Here is a 22,427-nt window from a genome sequence, read left to right as displayed (position 1 = left end):
GCGGACCAAAAGTATAATCTGCACTGACTCTGGAGAAAGCACCGTGAACGACACTGAACAAGAACGCAAGGGCAACCGCCTGTCGAAGATCGTCACCCGCACCGGCGACGCCGGCACGACCGGCCTTGGCGATGGCAGCCGGACGACCAAGGACAGCCTGCGCATCGACGCCATCGGCGAAGTCGACGAGCTCAACTCGGGCCTCGGCGTACTGCTCTGCGAAGACATGCCGGAAGCCATGCGCGCCGCCCTGCTCGACGTCCAGAACGACCTTTTCGACCTCGGCGGCGAACTTTGCCTGCCCGGCATGGCCGTCATGAAGGATGCCCAGGTCGCCCGTCTCGAAGCGCAGGCCGAAGCCTTCAATGCCGACCTGCCAATGCTCAAGGAATTCATCCTGCCCGGCGGCACCCGCGCCGCCGCGCTCGCCCACCTGAGCCGCACCGTCTGCCGCCGCGCCGAGCGGGCCATGGTCCGCCTGCACGGCGCCGAACCGCTGTCCGAAGCCGCTCGCCGCTACATCAACCGTCTGTCCGACCTGCTCTTCATCCTCGGCCGCGCCCTCAACCGGGCCGGCGGCCGCGGCGATGTGCTCTGGCAAAAGGGCAAGAATGCCGTGTAATCCGTCCCGGCCGGCCATCGACGCCATTTCTGGTTAAACCGTGTACCGCGTCAAGACCACCTACCGCACCGGCACCGACCGCCCGATCATCGAGCACGGCCCCTGGCACGAATCGCGCAAGGTCGCCGAGCACTGGGCCGAACAACTGCGTGCCGCCGGTTACGCGGTCAGCATCGAGAGTCAGAAGATCCATGCCGGCGGCGGTGAAGATGACGACAACGCCGACCTCGCCGCAGCACTGGCCGGGATGGCCTGAGCGGGCGGCCTGCGCCGGACAGGCTTAACATCGGCAAAAAATCCAGCCCCCCGGAGACAAGCCCATGAATACGCCAGAATTCACCACCCTCGCCATCACGCTCGTCGACAACATCGCCGATGTCCGTCTCAACCGGCCGGACAAGTCGAATGCGATGAACGAGGCGATGTGGCAGGAAGTCCGTCTGGCTTTCGAATGGGTCGATGCCACGCCGGAGGCCCGCGTCGCGATTCTGAGCGGCGAAGGCAAGAACTTTTGCGCCGGGATCGACCTCGCCATGCTCGGCAGCATCCAGCAACAGACCGCTCACGCCGATGGCGCCCGTAGCCGCGAAATGCTGCGTCGGCTGATCCTCGATTTGCAGGACTGCCTGAGCAGCATCGAACGTTGCCGCAAGCCGGTGCTCGCCGCTATCCAGGGCGCCTGCGTGGGCGGTGCGCTCGATCTCGTGACTTGTTGCGACATGCGCTACGCGGCGCCGGATGCGGTTTTTTCGATCAAGGAAATCGATCTCGGCATGGTCGCCGATGTCGGCACGCTGCAACGCCTGCCGCGCCTGATCGGCGAAGGGATGGCGCGCGAACTGGCGTACACCGGCCGCAGTGTGGATGCCGACGAAGCGGAGAAACTCGGCCTGATCAATTTCAAATTTGGCGATTTTTCCCGGTTGACCGTGGGCGTCCGCGAAATCGCCCAAACCATTGCCGCCAAGTCGCCGCTGGCTGTTCGCGGGACCAAGGACGTGCTCAATTTCAGCCGTGACCACTCGGTGGCCGACGGCCTCAATTACGTCGCCGGCTGGAACGCGGCGATGCTGCTTTCGGCCGACCTCGGCGAGAGCATCGCCGCCCAGCGCGAGAAGCGTCGGCCGGATTTCACCGACTGAGCCGGAAACAGGCGAACCAAAGACAGGAAGGCCCGACCGGCTTGCGCCAATCGGGCCAGAATGCACCGCTCAGGAAAAGTCAGTCCAGGCCGGAGCTTTGCCGCTTGATGCCTGTTCCCAGCTTGATCGGCCGGCCTATTCGGCCGCTTCAGCCACCCGCCGGGCGCGCACGGCGGCGGCCAGCTGATCGAGCACCTTGACGCTGTCTTCCCAGTTGATGCAGGCGTCGGTGACGCTCTGGCCGTAGGTCAGCGGTTTGTCCGGGACGATGTCCTGGCGGCCTTCGACGAGGTGCGATTCGACCATGACGCCGACGATGCGGTCTTCGCCGGCGGTCAGTTGGGCAGCGACGCTGTCGCTGACTTCCATTTGCAGCTTGAATTGCTTGCGGCTGTTGCCGTGCGAGAAATCGACCATGAGCCGGGCGGCGAGGCCGGCCTTGGCGATTTCGGTGCATGCCGCATCGACGCTGGCGGCGTCGTAATTCGGCTCCTTGCCGCCGCGCAGGATGACGTGGCAGTCCTCATTGCCGGTCGTCGACACGATGGCGGTGTGGCCGGACTTGGTCACCGACAGGAAATGGTGCGGTGAATTGGCCGAGCGAATGGCGTCGACGGCGATGCGCATGTTGCCGTCAGTACCGTTCTTGAAACCGACCGGGCAGGACAGGCCGGAAGCCAGCTCACGATGCACCTGCGACTCGGTGGTGCGGGCGCCAATGGCGCCCCAGGCGATGAGGTCGGCGGTGTATTGCGGCGTGATGGTGTCGAGGAATTCGGTGGCACAGGGCAGGTCGAGCTCGTTGATTTCGAGCAGGATGCGCCGGGCCAGACGCAGACCTTCGTTGATGCGGAAGGTGTTGTCGAGGCGCGGATCGTTGATCAGACCCTTCCAGCCCACCGTCGTGCGCGGCTTTTCGAAATAGACGCGCATGACGACGATGAGGTCTTCGGCGTATTTCTCGGCTTCCTTGGCCAGCTTTTTGGCGTAATCGATGGCCAGGTCGTGATCATGGATCGAGCACGGTCCGATGACGACGAGCAGGCGGTCGTCGGCGCCATGCAGGACGCGGTGAATGGCCTGGCGGGCGGCATAGGTCGTCTGGGCGGCGCGGGTGGACACCGGGTATTCGCGGAAAACGTGGGCCGGCGGCACCAGTTCCTTGATTTCCTTGATGCGCAGGTCGTCGGTGTTGGGTTTGCTCGTTTGCGTGCTGTGCTGCGTCATGGCCAGTCTCATTCAGAAATGCTGAAAACCCAGCATTCTACCGGATGGCCATGGAAGATTTCGCGCTGCCCGCCTTGGAACGAGCGGCAACCCAGCCTGATCTGATTACTTCGGCAGCCTTTCGTAAAGACCGACAACGCCCTCCATCTCTTCAAGGATGCGTTCGCTGGTCGTCGCCACGGCCAGCTGCGCCCGCTTGTCACCGCCGGTTTTTTGATTGAGGGCGCTCTCGAAGAATATCCACTGTTGCCTGACGAGGCCGAGGCTATCGTTTATCAGAACAGAGTTGGCAGGAGCCCCGCCCAGCTCCTGCAGTGCCTCGCTGAAATCCTTACGCGCCTTGCCCAGATTGGTGGCGCCACTGCTGTCGGCAATGCCCCACGAAGCGGCCTGGTAATACTTGGCCATCCGCTGCGACAACATGCGCTGGCGCCCCGAGACGTTGACCAAGCGGCCGGCGTTCGAACCTGATTTCTTTTCCAGCTGGACGGTGGCCTGATGCGCCAGCTCCAGCACCTCTTCGGAAATGGCCAGCACTTTTCGCCCGTTTTCCGGCGATGGCGTCGCCCCGACCAGCACATCCTTGTAGGCCAGCCAGGACTTTTCGAGCTTGAGGTAGGTTTCCTTGATCTCCGGTGTCGGCGCGTAGTTCTTCAACTCGACGTGCTGCCGGTCGAAGACGGCAATGGAACCATCGAGAATCTTCCTGCTGCGGTCGACGTCGATTTGTTGCCCAATCTGGAAATAGGCCTTGGCCATGCGCTGCGACAGCATCCGCTGGCGGCCGGCCTTGTTGATCGCCGAATTGATGTCGCTGATCTGCGCCTGCGCCTCATTGCCGGCCAGGCTAAGGAAAAATGCGAGCAATGCTGACAACACGGTCTTCACGAGGCCTCCCGGGATGGCTTTTTCGAGCCAAGAGGATAGCCGCGGCGTTTACCGCAGGACCATGATACGAATCAACAATGTCACACGACGGTAAATTCGTCGCTCAGGGCATCTGCGTCAGGTAGTTGGCTATGGCCGTGATGTCTTCGTTCTTGAGCGTTGCTGTGGCAATCGACATCAACTGGTTGTTGCGCACGCCGGTCATGTCGCGATAGCGGGTGATCGAGCTTTTCAGGTACGGCACTTTCTGACCGGCCAGACGGGGGTACAACTCGTTGCCACGAGCCTGCTCGCCATGGCAACGAATGCACAGCTTGCTGAACAGCTCCTTGCCGCGCGGGACCTGGCTATTATCGGCGACGGATGGTGGCACCTTGATGCTGGCGTAGTAGTGGGCAACCTGAACGCGCTCCTCGTCCTTGAGCACCTTGATCAGGCCTTGCATGAACTGATCCTTGCGCTCGCCGGCGCCGAACTTGCGAATCTGTTCGAGCAGGTAGGCCGGGTTCTGGCCGGCCAGATTCGGGACATCCGGCGTCTTGCTGATGCCGTCTTCACCGTGGCAATTGGCGCAGAAAAAAGTGGCCTTCTTGCCGGCATCGATCGCCGCCCGCAAGGCGACCGGATCGGCGCCGAGAGACTTCAGGCGGTCCTGTGCAGCACTTCCCGGAGCAGCGGACTGAGCGAACACCGAAGCAGACAGCAAGCAGCCTGCGAAAAAAAGCAACGCGCGCATCAAAATACCCCCACAAAATGTGCCGGTATTATGCCGTTCCACCCACCGTCAGTCCATCGATACGCAAGGTTGGCTGTCCGACACCGACCGGAACGCTCTGTCCATCCTTGCCGCAGGTGCCGACACCGGGGTCGAGTTTGAGGTCGTTGCCGATCATCGAAACGCGGGTCAGTGCGTCCGGGCCGTTGCCGATCAGCGTCGCGCCCTTGATCGGGCGGGTCACCTTGCCGTCTTCGATGAGGTAGGCCTCGCTCATCGAAAAGACAAACTTGCCGCTCGTTATATCGACCTGACCACCGCCAAAATTGGCGGCGTAGATGCCCTTCTTGACCGATTTGATGATTTCCGCCGGATCGTGCTTGCCGGCCAGCATCATGGTGTTGGTCATGCGCGGGATGGGCAGGTGGGCGAAGGATTCGCGCCGGCCGTTGCCGGTCGGGGCGACGCCCATCAGGCGGGCGTTCAGGCTGTCCTGCAGATAGCCCTTGAGAATGCCATCCTCGATCAGCACGGTGCGCTGGGTCGTGTTGCCTTCGTCGTCGATGTTGAGCGAACCGCGCCGGTCGGCAATCGTGCCGTCGTCGATGACGGTGACGCCCTCGGCGGCAACGCGCTGGCCAACCCGGCCGGAAAAGGCCGAACTGCCCTTGCGGTTGAAGTCGCCTTCGAGGCCGTGGCCGACGGCTTCGTGCAACAGGATGCCGGGCCAGCCGGCGCCGAGCACGACAGTCATCTGGCCGGCCGGGGCCGGATCGGCATGGAGATTGGTAACGGCCTGATGGACCGCCTCCTTGGCGTAGCGCTGGAGGATTTCGTCGTCGAAATAGCCGAAATCGAAACGGCCGCCGCCGCCAGACGAGCCCTGCTCGCGCTTGCCGTTTTCTTCGATGATGACCGAGATCGAGCAACGCACGAGCGGCCGGATGTCGGCGGCCAGACGGCCGTCGGAACCGGCGACGAGGACCACTTCGTACTCGCCGGCAAGCGACGCCATGACCTGCAGGACACGCGGATCAAGCGCCCGGGCAAAACCTTCGAGACGTTCGAGCAACTTGACCTTGGCTTCTGCCGGCAGCGACGCAATCGGGTCGTGCGGCACGTACAGCGACCTTGCCACGGTCGACCGGGAAAATTGGCCAAATTTGGAATCCTGCCCGGCTGCGGCAATCGCCCGCACGGCGTTGGCGGCATCGCCGAGTGCTTGCGAGCTGATGTCGTCGGAGTAGGCAAAGGCCGTTTTTTCGCCCGAGATGGCGCGCACGCCGACGCCCTGGTCGATGTTGAAGCTGCCCGACTTGACGATGCCTTCATCGAGGCTCCACGCCTCGGAGCGCGAGTACTGGAAATAGAGATCGGCGTAATCGACCTGGTGCGTCAGGATCTGGCCGAAGGTTCGCGACAGGTCGCCTTCGCTGAGCGAGAAGGGGGCCAGCAGCAGGGATTCGGCTTGGGCCAACGCGCTGTTTTGAGTCATGGATACTTCCTTAAAGTTTGCGGTGTGCGAGCGCCGGCAGGCTCTCGCGAATTTCGGCAATGCGCTGGTGATCGAGGTCGGCGATGACGACGCCCGGCCCCTTCAATTTGCGGTCGAGAATCTCGCCCCACGGGTCGATGATCATGCTGTTGCCGTGCGTCATGCGGCCATTTTCATGGCGCCCGCCCTGTCCGACAGCGAGAAGATAACACTGGTTCTCGATGGCCCGGGCCCGGAGCAAAATTTCCCAGTGCGCCTTGCCCGTCGTTTCGGTGAAGGCGGCCGGCACGAGAATCAGATCGACCGGCGCCAGGGCCCGGTACAACTCGGGAAAGCGGAGGTCGTAGCAGATCGACAGGGCGACCTTGCCGAACGGCGTGTCGACGGCGACCGGCGTATCGCCCGGTTCGATGAAGCTGGCCTCGTCGTAGGACTCATCACCCTTTTTGAAACCGAACAGGTGGATCTTGTCGTAACGCGCGACACATTCGCCGGCCGGGTTGAAGACCAGGCTGGCATTACGCATCTTGTCCGGACGGCTGACGGTCAACGGGAGGGACCCGGCAAAAAGCCAGATACCGTGGCGCTGCGCCGTTTCAGCTAGCCAGGACTGGATGGCCCCGGCGCCAAAATCCTCGCGCGCCCGCACCCGGTCGGCATCGGCGGCGCCGATGATGGGAAAATATTCAGGCAAGACGACGAGCTGGGCACCCTGCCCGACCGCGTCGTCGATGAGCCGGCCGGCGGTGGCCAGATTGTCGGCAACGCGCGGTCCGGAAATCATCTGCACGGCTGCGATACGGCAATTCTGCTTGCTCAAGGCTTGCTCTCCATGGGTTTGCTGGCGTCTTCCGGCTCGGGTTTTACTTCCTGCACCGACTCGCCCGCCTTGTCGACGAGCGGGTCGGCCCAGGTGCCGGTCACATGATAGCGGTAGCTGAACAGCCGGTTGAGCGGTTTTTGCAACACGGTATTGGCCAGCAGCGCCGCTGCCCCGATGGCCGGATTGACCAGTGCTGCGGCGCCGACGGCAGCCAGCCCGCCGAGTTCCGGCCGGACGACCACCTGCAGGTCCTGCGTTTCCGCCTTGAGATCGGTTTCGCCCCGCATTTCGACCTGCGCCGCCGGCCCGGAGATGCGTAGCGGCTCGACGGTGCGCATGATGCCTTTGCGGATCGACAGCTTGCTCTCGATGCTGTCAAAAGCCAGTCCGTCGCTGAAGATGTCGCGAAAATCGAGAGTCAGGCGGCGCGGCAGGGATTGCAGCGAAATCAGCCCAAGCAGTTTGCCGACTCCCGGTTCGAGCTTGTTGAACTGGCCTTTTTCCGCCTCGACAGCCAGTTGACCGGTCAGCGACGGGTAGTGAATGCCGGTCAGCGGCCCGTTCCATTGCAGGTCGCCGGTCAGTTTTGCCTTGCCGCGGCGCACGGTGTCGCCGTAGCCAAGACGGTCGACCAGCTTGCCGATATCCTTCGCCGTCAGCTCGAAATCGAGCCGCGTCTGCGGGCGAACACCCTGCGTCCACACCCCTTTGCCCTTGAGAGCGCCATCCGGGTTCTCGAGGTTCAAGGTATCGAGGTGCCAGGCCCCCTTGTCGTTGCGTGCCTTGAGTTCGAGCCGGCCCAGTGCCTTCTCGCCGAGGTGGAAATCATCGACCGACAGGCTCATCCCGGGCAGGGTATTGATCAGCGACGACGCATCATCGGTCGCCTCGGTGGCCGGACGCACGATGAGTCGCTTGAAATTGCCCTCGACCCAGCCCTCGCCGGAACTCCTCCAGAACACCTCGCCGACCGCCTCCCGGGTATTCAGACCGATCTGCCAGCCGCTGTCGCGCGGCCGCAGGCTGACATCAACCTGGTTGTAATCGCGCTCGAACAGACGCAACAGCGGCGTTTTGAGCGTCACTACATTGAGCGCCAGACCGCCATTGTCGGCGCCGCCGGTCGCCCCCTCGGGCAGGAAATTCTTCCACGCATCGGCATCGATGCGCGGCGTCGCCACGCGCACGGCCAGCCCCTTTTCCGGCAGGCGCGGCTCGACATCACCAACGGCAAAAACGCCCCGCTCCCAGCTCTCACCCTTTCGGATAATCAAGCCCTGGGCAACCTTGCCGAGCGTGATCCGGTATTGCTCGCGCTGGGCGTCCGGCGCCGTCCGCTCGATGCGTAGCGGAAGTGGCATCGTGGCGTTCTTGTTCAGGGGTTCGGGCAGCGGCGAACTGATGCCAAGCAGGTCCGATTCGACCACCACGTCGGCATTGCGCCGGCGAATGCTGATATCCGCCTTCCAGGCGGCATTGCCGCTCAGATGGTTGATCAACGGCCAGCCGAAATACTTGCTGACCTCGCCGATCGCGGCGGTGCCGGTCGCCACCACGCCAACCTTGCCCTCGGCGCTCTTGACCTGGACCTTGAGCGGCCCGCCAAAAACCTGGCCGGCGATGTCCTTCGCCGCAACGGTATTTTCGGTGATCAACAGGCGCCCATTGACCTGCGTCAGCATCGGCAAGCCGGCCAGTGGCTGCAACTGGTTATTCTGGAAACGATAGTCACCGCGCACCTTGGTATCGAGCGCATGGCGCAACGGAATATCCAGCTCGAGATTCAGGCTGCCGTTACCGACCGCCTTCATGCCGTCGGTGAAGCGATCGATCTGCTCGGCCACCGGGCTTTGTTCGATGAAGCGGAAGAACTCGCTGGTTGGCCCCAGTGCCGTGCCACGGACCAGCAACATCTCTTCGTGCGATTCGAAATCCGGAATATCAACCTTGACGTCGGCCAGCGAGGCACCAAGGATGCGGCCCTTGCTGGCCTTGATCCGCATGCCGGTATCGAAGCTCATGTCCGCATCGATGTCGTCGATGACCGGCCAGCCGTCAGCGTAATCGACCTTGGCGCCGGTCGCCTTGGCGGTGACGATGAACTTGCCGCCCTTGCCGTCGCGGAACGGGAAATCCTTGAGATTGCCCTTGAGGATGAGCTTGCCGTCATAGCCACGGCCGCCGACGATGCCGCGCCGGATCCAGTTGCGGGCACCGGCATTGACGGCATGCGGCATGTAGCGCCAGACAGCCGTCCCTTCGCCGCGCTCGACGCTGGCCGTCAGATCGATTTCGCCCGGCCCTTCGCCGGTGTAGCGATACGTCCCCTGGGCCGAACCGGCGGCATCGGGGCCGGCGAATTCGAGTTTTTCGAGCTTGATGTCGGTCCCTTGCGCCGAGTTTTTCCAGTTCGCCTTGACTTTCAGCGTATCGAGCACGATGTTCGGTTCGGGAAAAATGGCCGGCAGGGACAGGCTGGACACACCGGAATCCAGCTTCAGATCACCGCCTTTTTCGGTCAGGTCGATGGTCCCGGAAACGCCCCCGGCGCCGGGGAAAATGCCGTCCGCCTCGATGCCCATCTCACGGAAGCCGGCCTTCAGACTGTAGCGCTTGAGCGTGTCGCCGGCCAACGACCAGCTCGCCTTCAATTCGGCAATCTGGCCCTGTGGCCGATGGCGGATCAGCAAGTCCCGGCTCTGCGCATCGAGCGGCAAATAGGAAGCCAGACGGCCGAGCACGGCCAGATCGAGAAAACTGGCGCTGGCATTGCCGTTGACCGCAGCACTGGCCGCGTCCTGGCGCCAATCAACCTTGAAGTCGGTCGGCGCGATGCGAATGCCATCCTGCGTCTGCAGTTCGACCTGATGACCGGAAACCGCCCACTCATCAGTCTTGTAACGCCCTTCGAGACGGCCACGCATGCTGGCAAGATCAAGCTCGGGCAGCTTGCGGCCAAGGCGGATGCGCAATTCCTCGAGGGCCACGTCAGCTGTCAATTTGCCGGCACCTTCGTCAAGATCGCCCCAGATGCGCAGGGCGCCCCGGCCCTGTGGCAGATTGACCGGGTAATCGACCCAAGCCCGCCAGCCGGCCAGATCGGCGTAATCGAGTTCGACAAAAATCTGTCCGGACAAATGCTCGAGCGCCTCGCCGAGGTCGCCCTTCACCTCGCCACGGATATCGACGCGGGAGGCCAGTTCATCGGGCGGAGCGGCAGAGATACCGAAGCGATGGCGGCGCCCGCTGTTATCGAGGGCGAATTGCAGGTCTTCGAGGACCAGCGGCGGCGCCTTGCGCAGCCGGTCGTCCCAGACAATCGTTGCATCGCGGATGCGGATGCGCTTCTGTTCGAGCACCCATTCGGCAAAGGCCGGATCGCTCTCGCCTTCGGCATCGACGCCGGCCACCGTGATCTTGCCGTTGATGTCGCGCCGGACGTGCAGGACCGGGCCATCGAACGCCAGCAGGGCCAAGGTCGGCCGCAGGCGCCACAGGGTCTGCCAGGACAGCACGCCTTCGACCCGGGTCAGAGAGAAAGCCGGGGCGCCCTGACGGTCGGCAATCACCACGTCATTAAGCACCAGATCCGGATTCAGCCCCCGCCAGCGTGCCTCGATCCGGCCAATACTGACCGGCTGCCCGACGGCGCGTGTTGCCGCCTGCTCTATCTCGAGCTGGTAGTCGCCAATCCTGGGCAACACCGCGTAGCGCAAGGCCAGCACCAGGACGGCAAAAGCCAGCCAGGCGGCGAACAGCCCCCAGCCCAGGACGCGGATGCTGCGCCCGGCAAGCAGCGGCCACAGCCAGTGCAGCCGGTGATACAGCGCCACGCGCACATCGGGCGAAATCACTTGGGTTTTGTGGTGGAGCGGCTCACTCACGCGTCAAACCGCTTTGCCAGAGGGGGGAATAGATCACTACAATCGAATACTGGATAAAAACGACATTCTACCTTTTCGGCCCTGCTGCCGATGGACCATCATGGACACCAACCTAGATCCCCGCTGGCAAGTGGCTATACACCACAGCCGCTATCTCGCAAACTTGCTGCAGGCGCACCCGGAACTGATTCCCGAACTGCTCGCCACCTGGCAACAGCCGCTCACCGAAGCCATGCTGCAGGCGCCGCTGCAACGGGAGTTTGCCGATGACGATGCGGTTCGCTCCGCCCTGCGCCGCCTGCGCCAACGCACCATGGCCCATCTGGTTTTGCGCGATCTGGGCGGCCTGGCGCCGCTGGCTGAAATCGTCGAGTGCATGACATTGCTGGCCGACGTAACGACCAACTTCGCGCTTGAGTACTATCACCGCCAGCTCGTTGCCACTTACGGCGAACCACTCGACAAGGCCGGTCAGCCGCAGCGCCTGCTGATCATCGGCATGGGCAAGCTGGGCGGGCGCGAGCTGAACGTGTCGTCCGATGTCGATTACATTTTCGTTTACCCCGAAGACGGCGACACGGCCGGCCCGAAAAGCATCGAGAACTTCGATTTTTTCACCCGCCTCGGCAAACGCATCATCGGCGCGCTCGGCGATTTGACGGCCGACGGCCAGGTTTTCCGCGTCGACATGCGCCTGCGGCCGAATGGCGACTCCGGCCCGCTGGTCTGTTCGCTCGACGCCCTGGAGAACTATTTCATCACCCAGGGTCGCGAATGGGAGCGTTACGCCTGGATCAAGGGCCGCACCATGAATGCCGGCGAAAATCTGCAACCAGCGTGGGTTACCGCCATGCAGAAAATCGCCCGGCCCTTCGTCTTCCGCAAATATCTCGATTTTGGTGCCATCAACGCGATGCGCGACCTGCACGCCCAGATCAGCCGCGAAGTGGCACGCAAGGACATGGCCGACCACGTCAAGCTCGGCCCCGGCGGCATCCGCGAGATCGAGTTCATGGCCCAGGTGTTCCAGCTCATCCGCGGCGGCCGCGATTCGGCGCTGCAGATCCGGCCGACCCTTTCCGTTCTGAAGTTGCTCGTCGACCGCAAATTGATCCCGACCGAAACCGAGCAGGAATTGCGCGAAGCCTACGTTTTCCTGCGCCGCCTTGAGCACCGGCTGCAATACGTCGAGGACAAGCAGACGCACATGCTGCCGATCGACGCCGAAAATCGGCAAAACATCGCTGTCAGCATGGACTTTCCCGACTGGCCGGCCATGCTGGCCGTGCTCGATGGTCACCGCGAAAAGGTCAGCCAGCACTTCGGCGCCATTTTCTCCGACCCGGAAGCCGGCGAGCACCCGTTGACCGGCCTGTGGCAAGGCCAGCTCGACGAGGACACAGCCATCGAAGCCTTCGGCAATCTCGGCTACCGCCAGCCGAAGGAGGCCATCGCGCGGCTGGCCGAACTGCGCGCCGCCAGCCGCTACCTGCAACTGCCGGCGACCAACCGGGCCCGTCTCGACGCCGTCGGCCCGCGCCTGATCGAGGCGGCCAGCGCGACCCCCGCCCCCGATACGACGCTGGCCCGCGGCCTGAGTTTCCTCGAAGGCATTGCCCGCCGCGGCTCCTACCTCGCCCTGCTTCAGCAATACCCGATGGCCCTGCGCCGCGTTGCCGACATGATGTGCGCCTCGAACTGGGCGGCCGATTACCTGAACCGCCACCCGCTGCTTCTCGACGAACTGCTCGACCCGCGCCTCTACGAGATCGCCACCGACTGGACCGGTTTCCGCGAAATCCTGCGCGACAATCTGGCCCAGCATGCCGACGACACCGAACGCGAGATGGACATCCTGCGCGAAATGCACCACGGTCAGGTTTTCCGGCTGCTGGCCCAGGATCTGGCCGGCCTGCAGACCATCGAGCGCCTTTCCGACCACCTGACCGAACTGGCCGACACCATCGTCCAGGAAACGCTGCCGCTGGTCTGGTCCAAGATCAAAAATCGCCACTGCGAAACACCGAAATTTGCCGTCATCGGCTACGGCAAGATGGGCGGCAAGGAACTCGGCTACGCCTCAGACCTCGACCTCGTTTACCTCTATGACGACGACGACCAGGATGCCCCGGAAAACTACGCCCGCCTTGGCCAGCGCCTGAATTCCTGGCTGTCCAGCCAGACGCCGGCCGGCATCCTGTTCGAAACCGACCTCCGCCTGCGTCCGAATGGCGACTCCGGCCTGCTTGCCGTTTCCGTCGACTCCTTCCGCGAATACGAACTCAAGAACGCCTGGACCTGGGAACACCAGGCCCTGACCCGGGCCCGCTTCTGCGCTGGCGATCCGGCCGTCGGCAAGCGTTTCGAGGAAATCCGCTGTGAAATCCTGCGCCTGCCGCGCGACCTGGCCAAGCTCCGGGAGGAAGTCGTCGCCATGCGGCAAAAGATGGTCGATGCGCATGGCACGAAAAGCGAAACCGAGTTCGGCCTCAAGCACGACGAAGGCGGCATTATCGACGTCGAATTCATCGTCCAGTACCTGATCCTCGGTTATTCGCACCAGCACGCCAGCCTGACCGGCAATCTGGGCAACATCGCCTTGCTGCGCATGGCCGGCGAACTCGGCCTGATTGACCCGCAGCAAGGGGAAGCGGCTGGCAACGCCTACCGCGAATACCGCCGGCTGCAGCACGCCAAGCGGCTGTCGGCCTTTCCCAAGGCGCCAATTCCGCGCGAGGAGGTGGAACAGCATATCGCCGCCGTCCGCCAGTTGTGGGCGGCGGTTTTTGCTGGCTGAGGGGCGCCATGACCATGTCAATTTTGGCCATTTTTTGCGGTTGACCGTAGCACGCCCGGTTGACCGTGGCCACGCGCAGCCGCCATGAAAAAAGGCCGCACACGGCGGCCTTGATCGGAGCGAAAGTCGCTTACTTCTTCAGCGAATCGCGAATCTCGCGCAGCAGCACGACGTCCTCCGGGGTCACCGGGGCTTCGGGCGCGGCCGCCGGCTCTTCTTTGCGCATGCGGTTCATCTGCTTGACCATCATGAAGATGATGAAGGCCAAAATGACGAAGTTGACCAGGATGGTCAGGAAGGAGCCGTAGGCAAAGACGGCCACGCCTGCCTTCTTGAGGTCGGCCAGCGTGGCCAGATTGTTCGGGTTGTCGCCGAGAACGACGAACAGGTTGGAGAAATCGAGCTTGCCGACGAGGCGGCTGACCAGCGGCATGATCAGGTCGCCGACGATGGAATCGACAATCTTGCCGAAGGCGCCGCCGATGATGACGCCGACCGCCAGATCCATCGCGTTGCCCTTGACGGCGAATTCCTTGAATTCCTGGACCATTCCCATATTTCTCTCCTTGGATACGTTTTGTATCGGCGGATTATTCGCTTTGTGGCGCGAGCAGGTCAAGCATTTTTCATAATTTCAGGTTTCATTACAAAGCTTTACAGAACCGCGCGGCAACGGCCTTCGGCACGCTTTTCTGCTGGGCAAAAAAGACGCGCGGATCCGATGAGCGCGCCTACGAAAGCACGTTCATTTGCAGGAGATAGATGCCCGCGCCGGCGAAATAGCCGACCAGAGCCAAGCCGCTGATCTTCTTGACGTACCAGAAGAAGTGGATCTTCTCGAGCCCCATCGCGGCCACGCCGGCCGCCGAGCCGATGATCAGGATGGAGCCGCCCGTACCCGCGCAATAGGCCATGAATTGCCAGAGGAAATGGTCAGGCGGGAAGGTCGTCAGGCTGTACATACCCATGGAGGCCGCAACCAAGGGCACGTTGTCGACGATGGCACTAACGATGCCGATGATCAGAACGATGACATCTTGCCTTCCGACGGTCTGGTCCAGCCACGTAGCCAGCGAGGTCAGGATATGCGTATGTTCCAGGGTGGCGACTGAAAGCAGAATGCCGATGAAAAACACCAGCGAACTCAAGTCGATCTTGCTCAGGGCGTGGGCCAGAGTGAAATGGACCTTGAATTCGTCTTCCTTGTGCCGATGGACCAGATCGCCGACCAGCCAGAGGAGCCCCAGACCGAACAGGATGCCCATGAATGGCGGCAGGTGGGTAATCGTCTTGAAGGCGGGAACGGCCACCAGAATGCCGAGCCCCATGAAGAACATCAGGTTGCGTTCAAACTCCGTGGTGCGTACGCCATGCTCATCATCGACAATTTCTGGACTCGCTACCTCGCGGCCGCGTAACACGTAGGCGGTTATTCCCATCGGCACGATCATGCTGACCAAGGCCGGCAAGAGCACCGCCTTCATAATCGCCAGCGAGGTAATCTGGCCGCCGATCCACAGCATCGTCGTCGTCACGTCGCCGATCGGTGACCAGGCGCCCCCCGAATTGGCGGCGATAACGATGATCCCGGCAAAGAAAAGGCGGTCCTCATGCTTGGCCAGCAGCTTGCGCATGAGCGAGATCATCACGATGGTCGTCGTCAGATTGTCGAGAATCGCACTCAGGAAGAAGGTGACGAAGCCGACCAGCCACATCAGGGACGACAATTTGGTCGTCCTGATCCGTTTGGTGATCACCTCGAAGCCGTTATGCGCGTCAACGACCTCAACGATGGTCATCGCCCCCATCAGGAAAAACACGATCTGCGCCGTACCAGTCAGCGACTCGCCCAATTGCTCCGTCAGTAGATGCGTATCGCCCAGCGAGAGCGCGTACACAGTCCACAACAAGCCAGCACCGATCAGGGCTGAGGCCGATTTATTGACTTTGAGCGGGTGTTCCAACGCGATGGCGGCGTAGGCGATGACGAAAATGACGACGATGGTGGCTAGCATGCAAAACCTCAGCGGGATTGAACTCTGGCGTGACTCAATTAGCCCGCCCCGGTCAAATTGGGCTAGTAAGTTAGCGCAACTGACGACTAAAATAAATTCGATTTATTTCATTAAACAATAAGCTTTTCTCGATGAATTAACCACACAGTGAACCACAAGCATCTGTTTTATTTCTGGAAGGTAGCCAAGGCCGGCAGCATTGCCCGGGCCGCCGAGGCTATCAACGTCACGCCGCAAACCTTGAGCGGTCAGATCGGGCTGCTGGAAAGCAACCTGGGGACCGAGCTGTTTGCCCGCCAGGGGCGCTCCATCGTCCTGACCGAGGCCGGCAAAATGGCCCTCGAGTACGCCGACGAGCTTTTCGCCCTGAGTGCCGAACTGGAAGTGATGATCAAGCATCATCCGAAGGGGCGACCATCCGAGTTCCGCGTCGGCGTTTCCGATGCGGTACCGAAATCCCTCGCCTGTACCTTGCTCCAGCCTGCCATCCATGGCGAACAGTCGACACGCATCGTTTGCCGCGAATGGCAGCTGGACCGTTTGCTGGCCCAGCTGGCGGTGCATGAACTCGACATGGTCATTTCGGACGCCCCGGTGCCACCGGGCTTCAGTGTTCGGGCCTATAACCATCGCCTGCTCGATTCCGGAATTTCCTTTTTGGCGACCAAACGTCTGATCGCTGAAACGCCCCCCGAGTTTCCCGCCTGCCTCAACGAACTGCCCCTGCTTTTACCGGGGGAGGATTCAACAGTCAGAACGAATCTTCTGCCCTGGCTGGAAAGAGAGCGCATCCAGGCACGGGTCGTCGGTGTGTTCGATGACACCGCCTTGATGGCGGCATTTGGCAAGGCTGGCATTGGCGCTTTTCCGGTTCCCACCATTGCGGAAGGCGAATTTCTCACCTCCGGTGAACTGGCCGTTATCGGGCGGACCACCGATGTTCAGGTCAGCTACTTCGCCATTTCGGTCGAACGGCGCCTGACCCATCCAAGCGTCCTGGCGGTAACCCAGTCAGCCCAGCGCATCGGTTTGCCTGTCGGCGAATAGCTCCGTGGTGAATAGCATTCCCGTCACGAATATGGGTAAAAAAGAAACCCACCGAAGTGGGTTGAAAAATGGTCTTGTCTGGACCGTGCAGCAATCTCTTTGGGAGTCACTCTCCGTTCGAGAAGCCTGACCAGAGTACCCTCAGACGAATTAACGGTATGTCACGAACAGATCAAGAAACGGTAAACATCCGGGTATTTTTCAAATGCCCCGCCTTGGCCTGTCCCCATTTTCGCCAAGCGACTAATAAGGCCGCATCCAGGACTCGGCGCTTTGATTGCGCCGCAAATCGGCCAGGGTCTCGATCCCCGAATCTTCTGCATAGGCCAGCAGCGCCTGCAGCAGCTGAGCCATGGCAAAGACATCGTAAATCGCATCGTGCTCACGCCTCCCGCCGGTTTTCATCTTCTCTTGCCAACGGCTCAACGACGTGGCGGCAACGCCCTCGCCACCGATGACCCCCGCCACCGCTGACAAATCCAGCCACGTCCCGACCGGGGGAGGCAACTGGAAGCGATCAGCCGCAAGCGCCAGCATATGCTGGATGAAATTCGGGTTGATGGTCACCACAACACGGCTTGCCATCAGATCCAGACAAGCCTGATAGCCAGCGACAATTTCGGGGGCGCAACGCCCTGCTTCAGTGGCCGGGTCAGGGAAGCGGACGTAACGCAATTCGGCTGGCCGAAAAGCCCCGTCGACCAGAGGGAGGAATGCCAGACCAACTACCGAATCCTGAGTGGCGTCGGTACCGGTCAGATCGACGTCAAGCAGCACAAATTCCAGTTCGGCCAGCAACTGCTCGTCCGGGGATTCGGCCGATGGGCTTTGGCCAATTTTTTGCCGGATCCAGGATGCAATGCTCATCGCTTGTAATCCAGTTTCAGTCGCTCCTGCAGCGAAGCGGCCTGGCGAAATGATTCGCGAAGAATGCGCTGCTGCAGTTCATCAAGCGCGTAGGGATCCAGACTGTTCGCCGCCTCGCCATCGGCAAGCGATGCGAGTTGACGCTGCAAACGCAGGGTTTGGACATGGTGGAATGCGGCGATGTCGCCCTGTATGGCACTGACCGAACGCTTGATGCGCTGACCAACCAGGGCCAGTCGCTGTTCGGTATTGACCGCCTTCACGCCACAATGCAGCGCATAAATCCGGGCGATATCGACGAACAGGCGCGTGCCTTGCGTTTTTACGTCTATTTTCCCGTTGACCGTGGCAAAGCGGCTCAAGCGCCCAAGTGGCGGGGCGACCTCGAGGGCATTGATAGCCAGCAGATGAATGAAAATGCTGTTGCCCTTGACCTCGGCGAGCAGATGATCGCGCATTTCTTCGGCGAGCTGCATTTCCCCGAAGATCGGCCGGAAGTCGAAAAAGATGGTCGAGTTGAGGATCGCCGTCGGTGTCGTGGCATGGATCCACGACGAGAAGCGCGCCTTCCATTCGCCGAGGCTCAGGCACCACTCCGGATTCCCGGCCATGATATTGCCCTTGCAGCGCTCGAAACCACAGTGATGGAGGGCATCGTTCATCTCCCGGCCCAGCTCGAGAAAGCGCTCCCGAATTGCAGCCACATCAGCCCCGACTGGTGGCAGAAAAACCAGGCCGTTATCCTGATCGGTAACAAAGCCCTGTTCCTCGCGCCCTTCCGACCCGAAGGCCAGCCAGCAAAAGGGGGCGGGCGGCGGATGGCGGACTGTCAGCAACTCAAGCAAACGCTTGGCAATGCGATCGTTGATCGAGGATGTCAGGCGCAGAAACTGGCTGACATCCATGCCCTGGCTGAAGACGCGCTCACCGAACTCACGGGCAGCAGCAGCCAGCGTGACCAACTCATCAACGCTGCCTGCCTCGTTAATCGGCGTGAAAACATGCGAAACACCTTGTTGCTGGGCATGGAACAAGTCCCGCTCGGAAACGACACCCGCTATCAGGCCTTCCGAGTTCTTGAGTAACAGGTGGCGATATTTACCCTGAGCCATTTCGACGGCTGCACCAAAGACCGAGATAGCGTCGTCAACCTCCACCGGATTGCTCGTCATGATCTCGGAAATCGGGGTTGTATCGGGTAATCGCCGGGCAATGCCGCGCCGCACCAGGTCGGTTGCCGTGACAATGCCCTCGACGGCCTGCGGCGTGCCAACCAGAACCGAACCAATGCCCTGCTCACTCATCAAGCCGGCAACATCATGCATTGAGCAATCGGGTGGCACGCAGGTCACTTGCGTCGCGCCGATTGACCGCGCAGGCAGCGCCAATGCCTGATCGGCAACCTGTCGGCTATGCACCAACTCGACCATCAAGCGTTGCATCGCTTGCTGTTCGGCCTGCAAGGCCTCGGCCAGCCAACGCAGAAACGGTAGTTCGCCAAGCCACTCGTCGATCGCCAGCCCCTCTATCCGCCAGAGAAAGCAATCTTCTTCCGCGATGTAGGCATAACCGCCATCGCTGCCATCGAGAATCGATTCGACCGGGAAGATGCCGCCCACGCTCAACAGCGGCACTGCTTGGCGGATCGAACCGCCGCTCCGGGCAACACTTCCCTGCCGAATGATCCAGAACGAACGTTCCCGCAAAGCGATCCCCGGATGAAAAATCCGGCTGCCCTGCCGTTGAAAAACAACGCTGCTGTTGGACAGGAGCAATGCAAGACGGCTGCGCTCCATTCGACCAAACGGTGGAAGCGAGGCAAGCGCGTCGAGTTCGCTTGCCAGGATAGGCTCAATGTTTGAATTCACGATTCATCTGCGCTCGATTTGGCGGACCGGAACGAGGCCCAAAGTTGATTGGCAATCAGACCCCCCTAGCCTTGTCCTTAGCCATGGAACCCTTCTCATACTACCCAATATCGCTAATAACGTTCAATTATCGGAACCAATCTATTCATTTCAAATAAATCCAACTATTTGTCAATAAAACAAGCAACAACTGAGCTTGTTACTGTGTACAAATCAATCCAAAAAATAACATTAATTTCCATCAAACCAATGATTTGTATTGTTTAGGTAAACGTTAGATCAACAAACGATCAAGGCTTCAAAATTGGGGCGATTGCTGACAACTTTTGTCAGCAATCTGTAAGTTTCAACCTAAAAACTGGCCCGGTGGCTCAAACAAGTGTTTAACCGAGTCAACAATAAATTCTTTGGAGGAGTTAACTATGGATGACGTCAGCAAAGGCTATTGGTCTGCCACGCTGGGGTTGCTGGGAAAAATCCTGGCAATCTGGTTCCTGGTCTCATTCGGTGCCGGCATTTTGTTTGTCGACGCGCTGAACGGGATCAAGTTGGGTGGATACCCGCTGGGCTTCTGGTTCGCCCATCAGGGTTCGATCTACGTTTTCATTGCCCTGATTTTTTACTACGCCAAGGCAATGGGCGACATTGACCGTCGATTCGACGTTCACGAAGACTAAGGGGCGACCACATGGATCTGCAAACAACGATTTACCTGTTTGTCGGTGCGAGCTTCGCGCTCTACATCGGCATCGCCATCTGGGCACGCGCCGGTAGCACCAGCGAGTTCTACGCCGCAGGTGGTTCCGTCCCCCCCGTGATGAACGGGATGGCAACGGCTGCTGACTGGATGTCGGCAGCCTCCTTCATCTCCATGGCCGGCCTGATCGCCAACATGGGTTATGGCGGCGGCCTGTTCCTGATGGGCTGGACCGGTGGCTACGTTCTGCTGGCGATGCTGCTGGCCCCGTACCTGCGCAAGTTCGGCAAATTCACCGTGCCACAATTCATCGGCGACCGCTTCTACTCGAAGTCGGCCTCGACGATTGCGGTGGTCTGCCTGCTGACCGCTTCGCTGACCTACATCATTGGTCAGATGACCGGCGTTGGTGTCGCCTTCTCCCGTTTCCTGGGCGTTTCCAGCGACACCGGCATCTACATCGGCATGGCCATCGTGTTCGCCTACGCCGTGTTTGGCGGCATGAAGGGCATCACCTATACGCAAGTTGCACAATACTGCGTACTGATCGCTGCCTATATCATTCCGGCCATCTTCATCTCGCTAAGCCTGACCGGCAACCCGATCCCGCAACTCGGCCTGGGTTCCACCATGTCCGGATCCGACATGTCCCTGCTGGCCAAGCTCGACCAGGTGGTTGTCGATCTCGGCTTTGGCAAGTACACGACAACGACAGCCGGCAGCACGCTGAACATGTTCGTCTACACGATGTCGCTGATGATTGGTACGGCCGGTCTGCCGCACGTCATCATGCGATTCTTCACGGTACCGACGGTGGCTGCTGCACGTAGCTCGGCTGGTTGGGCTTTGGTTTTCATCGCCTTGCTGTACACCACCGCGCCGGCCGTTGCCGCAATGGCCAAGCTGAACCTGCATGCCACGGTTAACACCGCTGTTATCAAGGGCGGCGATCTGTACGCACCGGAAGCCAGCATCAAGGCTGACGAGCGTCCGGACTGGATGAAGCGCTGGGAAAAGACCGGTCTGCTGAAGTTCGAAGACAAGAATGGCGACGGCCGTATCCAGTACTACAACGACAAGACCAAGAACGCCGATGCCAAGGGCAAGGCAGAAGCTGCTGGCTGGAAGGGCAACGAGCTGACGGTTAACGCCGACATCATCGTGCTGGCCAATCCGGAAATCGCCTTGCTGCCGAACTGGGTTATCGCTCTGGTCGCTGCTGGTGGTCTGGCTGCTGCTCTGTCTACCGCTGCCGGCTTGCTGATGGCGATCTCTGCTGCCGTGTCGCATGACCTGGTCAAGGGCGTTTTTGCTCCGAACATCAGCGAAAAGAATGAACTGCTGGCTGGCAAGATCTCGATGGCCGTGGCCGTCGTCGTCGCCGGTTACCTTGGCCTGAACCCCCCTGGCTTCGCGGCCGGTACGGTGGCCCTGGCCTTCGGTATTGCGGCTTCGTCGTTGTTCCCGGCCATCATGATGGGTATCTTCTCGAAGAAGATGAACAAGGAAGGCGCCATGGCCGGCATGCTGGCAGGTCTCTTCGTCACCCTGTTCTACGTGTTTGCTCACAAGGGTATCTTCTTCATCAAGGGTACTGATTTCGTCGAGATGATCGGTGGCGCCAACAGCTTCTTCGGCATCACGCCGGAAGCCTTCGGGGCGATCGGTGCGCTGGTCAACTTCATCGTTGCCTTCGCTGTCGACAAGGTCACCAAGGAACCGCCTGAGCATATCCAGCACATGGTTGAGTCCGTGCGTATTCCGCGCGGCTCGAAGCTGGTGGATGGTGCTCACTAAGCGTTCTCTGGCGTATGATTCCTGCCGCTGACCGACAACGGTCGCGGCAGTCTGCAAACCCCGCCGGCTGCGCTGGTGGGGTTTTTATTTGTCGAGTCGCATTTCCTGCCTTCGTACAAGGCAGCAGGAGTAGTTGATGGTATTTGATGTCAGCGTTGCATTGACCTGGATTCTCTTCCTGGCCCTGTTCCCCATTGCCTTTTACTGGTTTCGTCGCGCCTGGCGCATCCTGGTCAAACACGATTTCTCTGAAGTCGCCCTCAAGCGCGGCGAGTCGCCGGCCAATCCGGAGAAATTTGCGCCCTATGCCGCAGCAATCAATTTCATCGCCGGCATCATCATCGTGTTCGTCATCATTGGCATCCTTAGCGGCAGCCTGGAATACGAGACCTGGAGCGCCATTGCCGGTTCGACGCTGTGGATGAAATTCATTTTTGACTTCATTTTGAGCCGTCAGGCGCATCCGATCATCATCGGGCGCAAAAAGGGCAGCCCGGCATCAGGCAAGTGATTTTCCCCGCACTAAATTTATTTCAGGAGTTC

General features: G+C 60.8%; 18 protein-coding genes. 8 read left to right on the top strand and 10 right to left on the bottom strand.

Features of this window, described 5'->3' with window-relative positions:
• Nucleotides 1-43 precede the first annotated feature (43 nt).
• The 3 genes from AC07TV_RS04870 to AC07TV_RS04860 all read left to right on the top strand — a co-directional run bounded on the left by AC07TV_RS04870 (nucleotide 44) and on the right by AC07TV_RS04860 (nucleotide 1,764).
• Nucleotides 44-622, top strand: a complete 579-nt coding sequence (locus tag AC07TV_RS04870; protein ID WP_494647272.1) for a cob(I)yrinic acid a,c-diamide adenosyltransferase — start codon at nucleotides 44-46, stop codon at nucleotides 620-622.
• A gap of 40 nt (nucleotides 623-662) precedes the next feature.
• Entirely contained in the window at nucleotides 663-878 is a 216-nt protein-coding gene (locus AC07TV_RS04865; protein ID WP_494647271.1) for a hypothetical protein, read from the top strand.
• Nucleotides 879-942: 64 nt separating this feature from the next.
• Nucleotides 943-1,764 carry a crotonase/enoyl-CoA hydratase family protein gene (locus AC07TV_RS04860; RefSeq protein ID WP_494647270.1) on the top strand — a complete coding sequence of 274 codons (822 nt, stop codon included), beginning with the start codon at nucleotides 943-945 and terminating at the stop codon, nucleotides 1,762-1,764.
• Between the two features lie 135 nt (nucleotides 1,765-1,899).
• On the opposite strand, the gene aroG is transcribed toward AC07TV_RS04860, so the two are convergent.
• The 6 genes from aroG to AC07TV_RS04830 all read right to left on the bottom strand — a co-directional run bounded on the left by aroG (nucleotide 1,900) and on the right by AC07TV_RS04830 (nucleotide 10,796).
• On the bottom strand, nucleotides 1,900-2,991 hold the full coding sequence (gene aroG / locus AC07TV_RS04855) for a 3-deoxy-7-phosphoheptulonate synthase AroG (protein ID WP_494647269.1): 1,092 nt from the start codon (nucleotides 2,989-2,991) through the stop codon (nucleotides 1,900-1,902).
• Between the two features lie 105 nt (nucleotides 2,992-3,096).
• A complete protein-coding gene (locus AC07TV_RS04850; RefSeq protein WP_494647268.1) occupies nucleotides 3,097-3,879 on the bottom strand; it encodes a type IV pili methyl-accepting chemotaxis transducer N-terminal domain-containing protein in 783 nt (260 codons plus the stop codon).
• Nucleotides 3,880-3,982: 103 nt separating this feature from the next.
• On the bottom strand, nucleotides 3,983-4,615 hold the full coding sequence (locus tag AC07TV_RS04845) for a c-type cytochrome (protein WP_494647267.1): 633 nt from the start codon (nucleotides 4,613-4,615) through the stop codon (nucleotides 3,983-3,985).
• Nucleotides 4,616-4,643: 28 nt separating this feature from the next.
• Nucleotides 4,644-6,089, bottom strand: a complete 1,446-nt coding sequence (gene tldD / locus AC07TV_RS04840; protein ID WP_494647266.1) for a metalloprotease TldD — start codon at nucleotides 6,087-6,089, stop codon at nucleotides 4,644-4,646.
• A 10-nt stretch (nucleotides 6,090-6,099) separates the two neighbouring features.
• Nucleotides 6,100-6,909, bottom strand: a complete 810-nt coding sequence (locus AC07TV_RS04835; protein ID WP_494647265.1) for a carbon-nitrogen hydrolase family protein — start codon at nucleotides 6,907-6,909, stop codon at nucleotides 6,100-6,102.
• Complete coding sequence (locus AC07TV_RS04830; protein WP_494647264.1) at nucleotides 6,906-10,796, bottom strand: YhdP family protein; 3,891 nt, start codon at nucleotides 10,794-10,796, stop codon at nucleotides 6,906-6,908. The genes AC07TV_RS04835 and AC07TV_RS04830 overlap by 4 nt, the downstream gene beginning before the upstream one ends.
• A gap of 100 nt (nucleotides 10,797-10,896) precedes the next feature.
• Between AC07TV_RS04830 and glnE the strand changes: the two genes are divergently transcribed.
• Nucleotides 10,897-13,593 (top strand): bifunctional [glutamate--ammonia ligase]-adenylyl-L-tyrosine phosphorylase/[glutamate--ammonia-ligase] adenylyltransferase, encoded by a 2,697-nt coding sequence (gene glnE / locus AC07TV_RS04825; protein WP_494647263.1) that lies wholly within the window; start codon nucleotides 10,897-10,899, stop codon nucleotides 13,591-13,593.
• Between the two features lie 130 nt (nucleotides 13,594-13,723).
• Here glnE and mscL read toward each other — a convergent pair whose 3' ends face one another.
• Together mscL and nhaD are read right to left on the bottom strand one after the other, a co-directional pair.
• Entirely contained in the window at nucleotides 13,724-14,149 is a 426-nt protein-coding gene (gene mscL, locus AC07TV_RS04820) for a large conductance mechanosensitive channel protein MscL (RefSeq protein WP_494647262.1), read from the bottom strand.
• A 175-nt stretch (nucleotides 14,150-14,324) separates the two neighbouring features.
• Nucleotides 14,325-15,608 carry a sodium:proton antiporter NhaD gene (nhaD, locus tag AC07TV_RS04815; protein WP_494647261.1) on the bottom strand — a complete coding sequence of 428 codons (1,284 nt, stop codon included), beginning with the start codon at nucleotides 15,606-15,608 and terminating at the stop codon, nucleotides 14,325-14,327.
• Between the two features lie 147 nt (nucleotides 15,609-15,755).
• Here nhaD and nhaR point away from each other — a divergent pair, with 147 nt between their 5' ends.
• The gene (nhaR, locus tag AC07TV_RS04810) at nucleotides 15,756-16,655 is read left to right on the top strand and encodes a transcriptional activator NhaR (protein ID WP_494647260.1); all 900 of its coding nucleotides are present in this window, start codon (nucleotides 15,756-15,758) and stop codon (nucleotides 16,653-16,655) included.
• A gap of 243 nt (nucleotides 16,656-16,898) precedes the next feature.
• On the opposite strand, the gene AC07TV_RS04805 is transcribed toward nhaR, so the two are convergent.
• Nucleotides 16,899-17,522 carry a 3'-5' exonuclease gene (locus AC07TV_RS04805; RefSeq protein ID WP_494647259.1) on the bottom strand — a complete coding sequence of 208 codons (624 nt, stop codon included), beginning with the start codon at nucleotides 17,520-17,522 and terminating at the stop codon, nucleotides 16,899-16,901.
• Entirely contained in the window at nucleotides 17,519-19,390 is a 1,872-nt protein-coding gene (locus AC07TV_RS04800; RefSeq protein ID WP_494647258.1) for a DUF294 nucleotidyltransferase-like domain-containing protein, read from the bottom strand. Before AC07TV_RS04800 ends, AC07TV_RS04805 begins: the two co-directional genes overlap by 4 nt.
• Before the next feature lie 422 nt (nucleotides 19,391-19,812).
• On the opposite strand from AC07TV_RS04800, the gene AC07TV_RS04795 reads away from it, so the two are divergent.
• From AC07TV_RS04795 to AC07TV_RS04785, 3 genes are all read left to right on the top strand, one after another.
• Nucleotides 19,813-20,067 (top strand): DUF4212 domain-containing protein, encoded by a 255-nt coding sequence (locus AC07TV_RS04795; RefSeq protein ID WP_494647257.1) that lies wholly within the window; start codon nucleotides 19,813-19,815, stop codon nucleotides 20,065-20,067.
• Between the two features lie 11 nt (nucleotides 20,068-20,078).
• Nucleotides 20,079-21,884 carry a sodium:solute symporter family protein gene (locus AC07TV_RS04790; RefSeq protein WP_494647256.1) on the top strand — a complete coding sequence of 602 codons (1,806 nt, stop codon included), beginning with the start codon at nucleotides 20,079-20,081 and terminating at the stop codon, nucleotides 21,882-21,884.
• A gap of 136 nt (nucleotides 21,885-22,020) precedes the next feature.
• The gene (locus tag AC07TV_RS04785; RefSeq protein ID WP_494647255.1) at nucleotides 22,021-22,395 is read left to right on the top strand and encodes a hypothetical protein; all 375 of its coding nucleotides are present in this window, start codon (nucleotides 22,021-22,023) and stop codon (nucleotides 22,393-22,395) included.
• The last annotated feature ends 32 nt before the right edge of the window (nucleotides 22,396-22,427 follow it).

Source organism: Azonexus sp. GW821-FHT04F04, from assembly GCF_059420025.1.
The sequence above is the reverse complement of the archived record's forward strand: the minus strand, read 5'-3'. Positions and strand labels throughout refer to the sequence as shown.

Bases quoted from the DNA above. Each gene is read 5' to 3' on its own strand.
- AC07TV_RS04860 (WP_494647270.1), top strand. From the start codon at position 943: ATGAATACGCCAGAATTCACCACCCTCGCCATCACGCTCGTCGACAAC.
- aroG (WP_494647269.1), bottom strand. From the start codon at position 2,991: ATGACGCAGCACAGCACGCAAACGAGCAAACCCAACACCGACGACCTG.
- AC07TV_RS04845 (WP_494647267.1), bottom strand. From the start codon at position 4,615: ATGCGCGCGTTGCTTTTTTTCGCAGGCTGCTTGCTGTCTGCTTCGGTG.
- tldD (WP_494647266.1), bottom strand. From the start codon at position 6,089: ATGACTCAAAACAGCGCGTTGGCCCAAGCCGAATCCCTGCTGCTGGCC.
- glnE (WP_494647263.1), top strand. From the start codon at position 10,897: ATGGACACCAACCTAGATCCCCGCTGGCAAGTGGCTATACACCACAGC.
- mscL (WP_494647262.1), bottom strand. From the start codon at position 14,149: ATGGGAATGGTCCAGGAATTCAAGGAATTCGCCGTCAAGGGCAACGCG.
- nhaD (WP_494647261.1), bottom strand. From the start codon at position 15,608: ATGCTAGCCACCATCGTCGTCATTTTCGTCATCGCCTACGCCGCCATC.
- AC07TV_RS04805 (WP_494647259.1), bottom strand. From the start codon at position 17,522: ATGAGCATTGCATCCTGGATCCGGCAAAAAATTGGCCAAAGCCCATCG.
- AC07TV_RS04795 (WP_494647257.1), top strand. From the start codon at position 19,813: ATGGATGACGTCAGCAAAGGCTATTGGTCTGCCACGCTGGGGTTGCTG.
- AC07TV_RS04790 (WP_494647256.1), top strand. From the start codon at position 20,079: ATGGATCTGCAAACAACGATTTACCTGTTTGTCGGTGCGAGCTTCGCG.
- AC07TV_RS04785 (WP_494647255.1), top strand. From the start codon at position 22,021: ATGGTATTTGATGTCAGCGTTGCATTGACCTGGATTCTCTTCCTGGCC.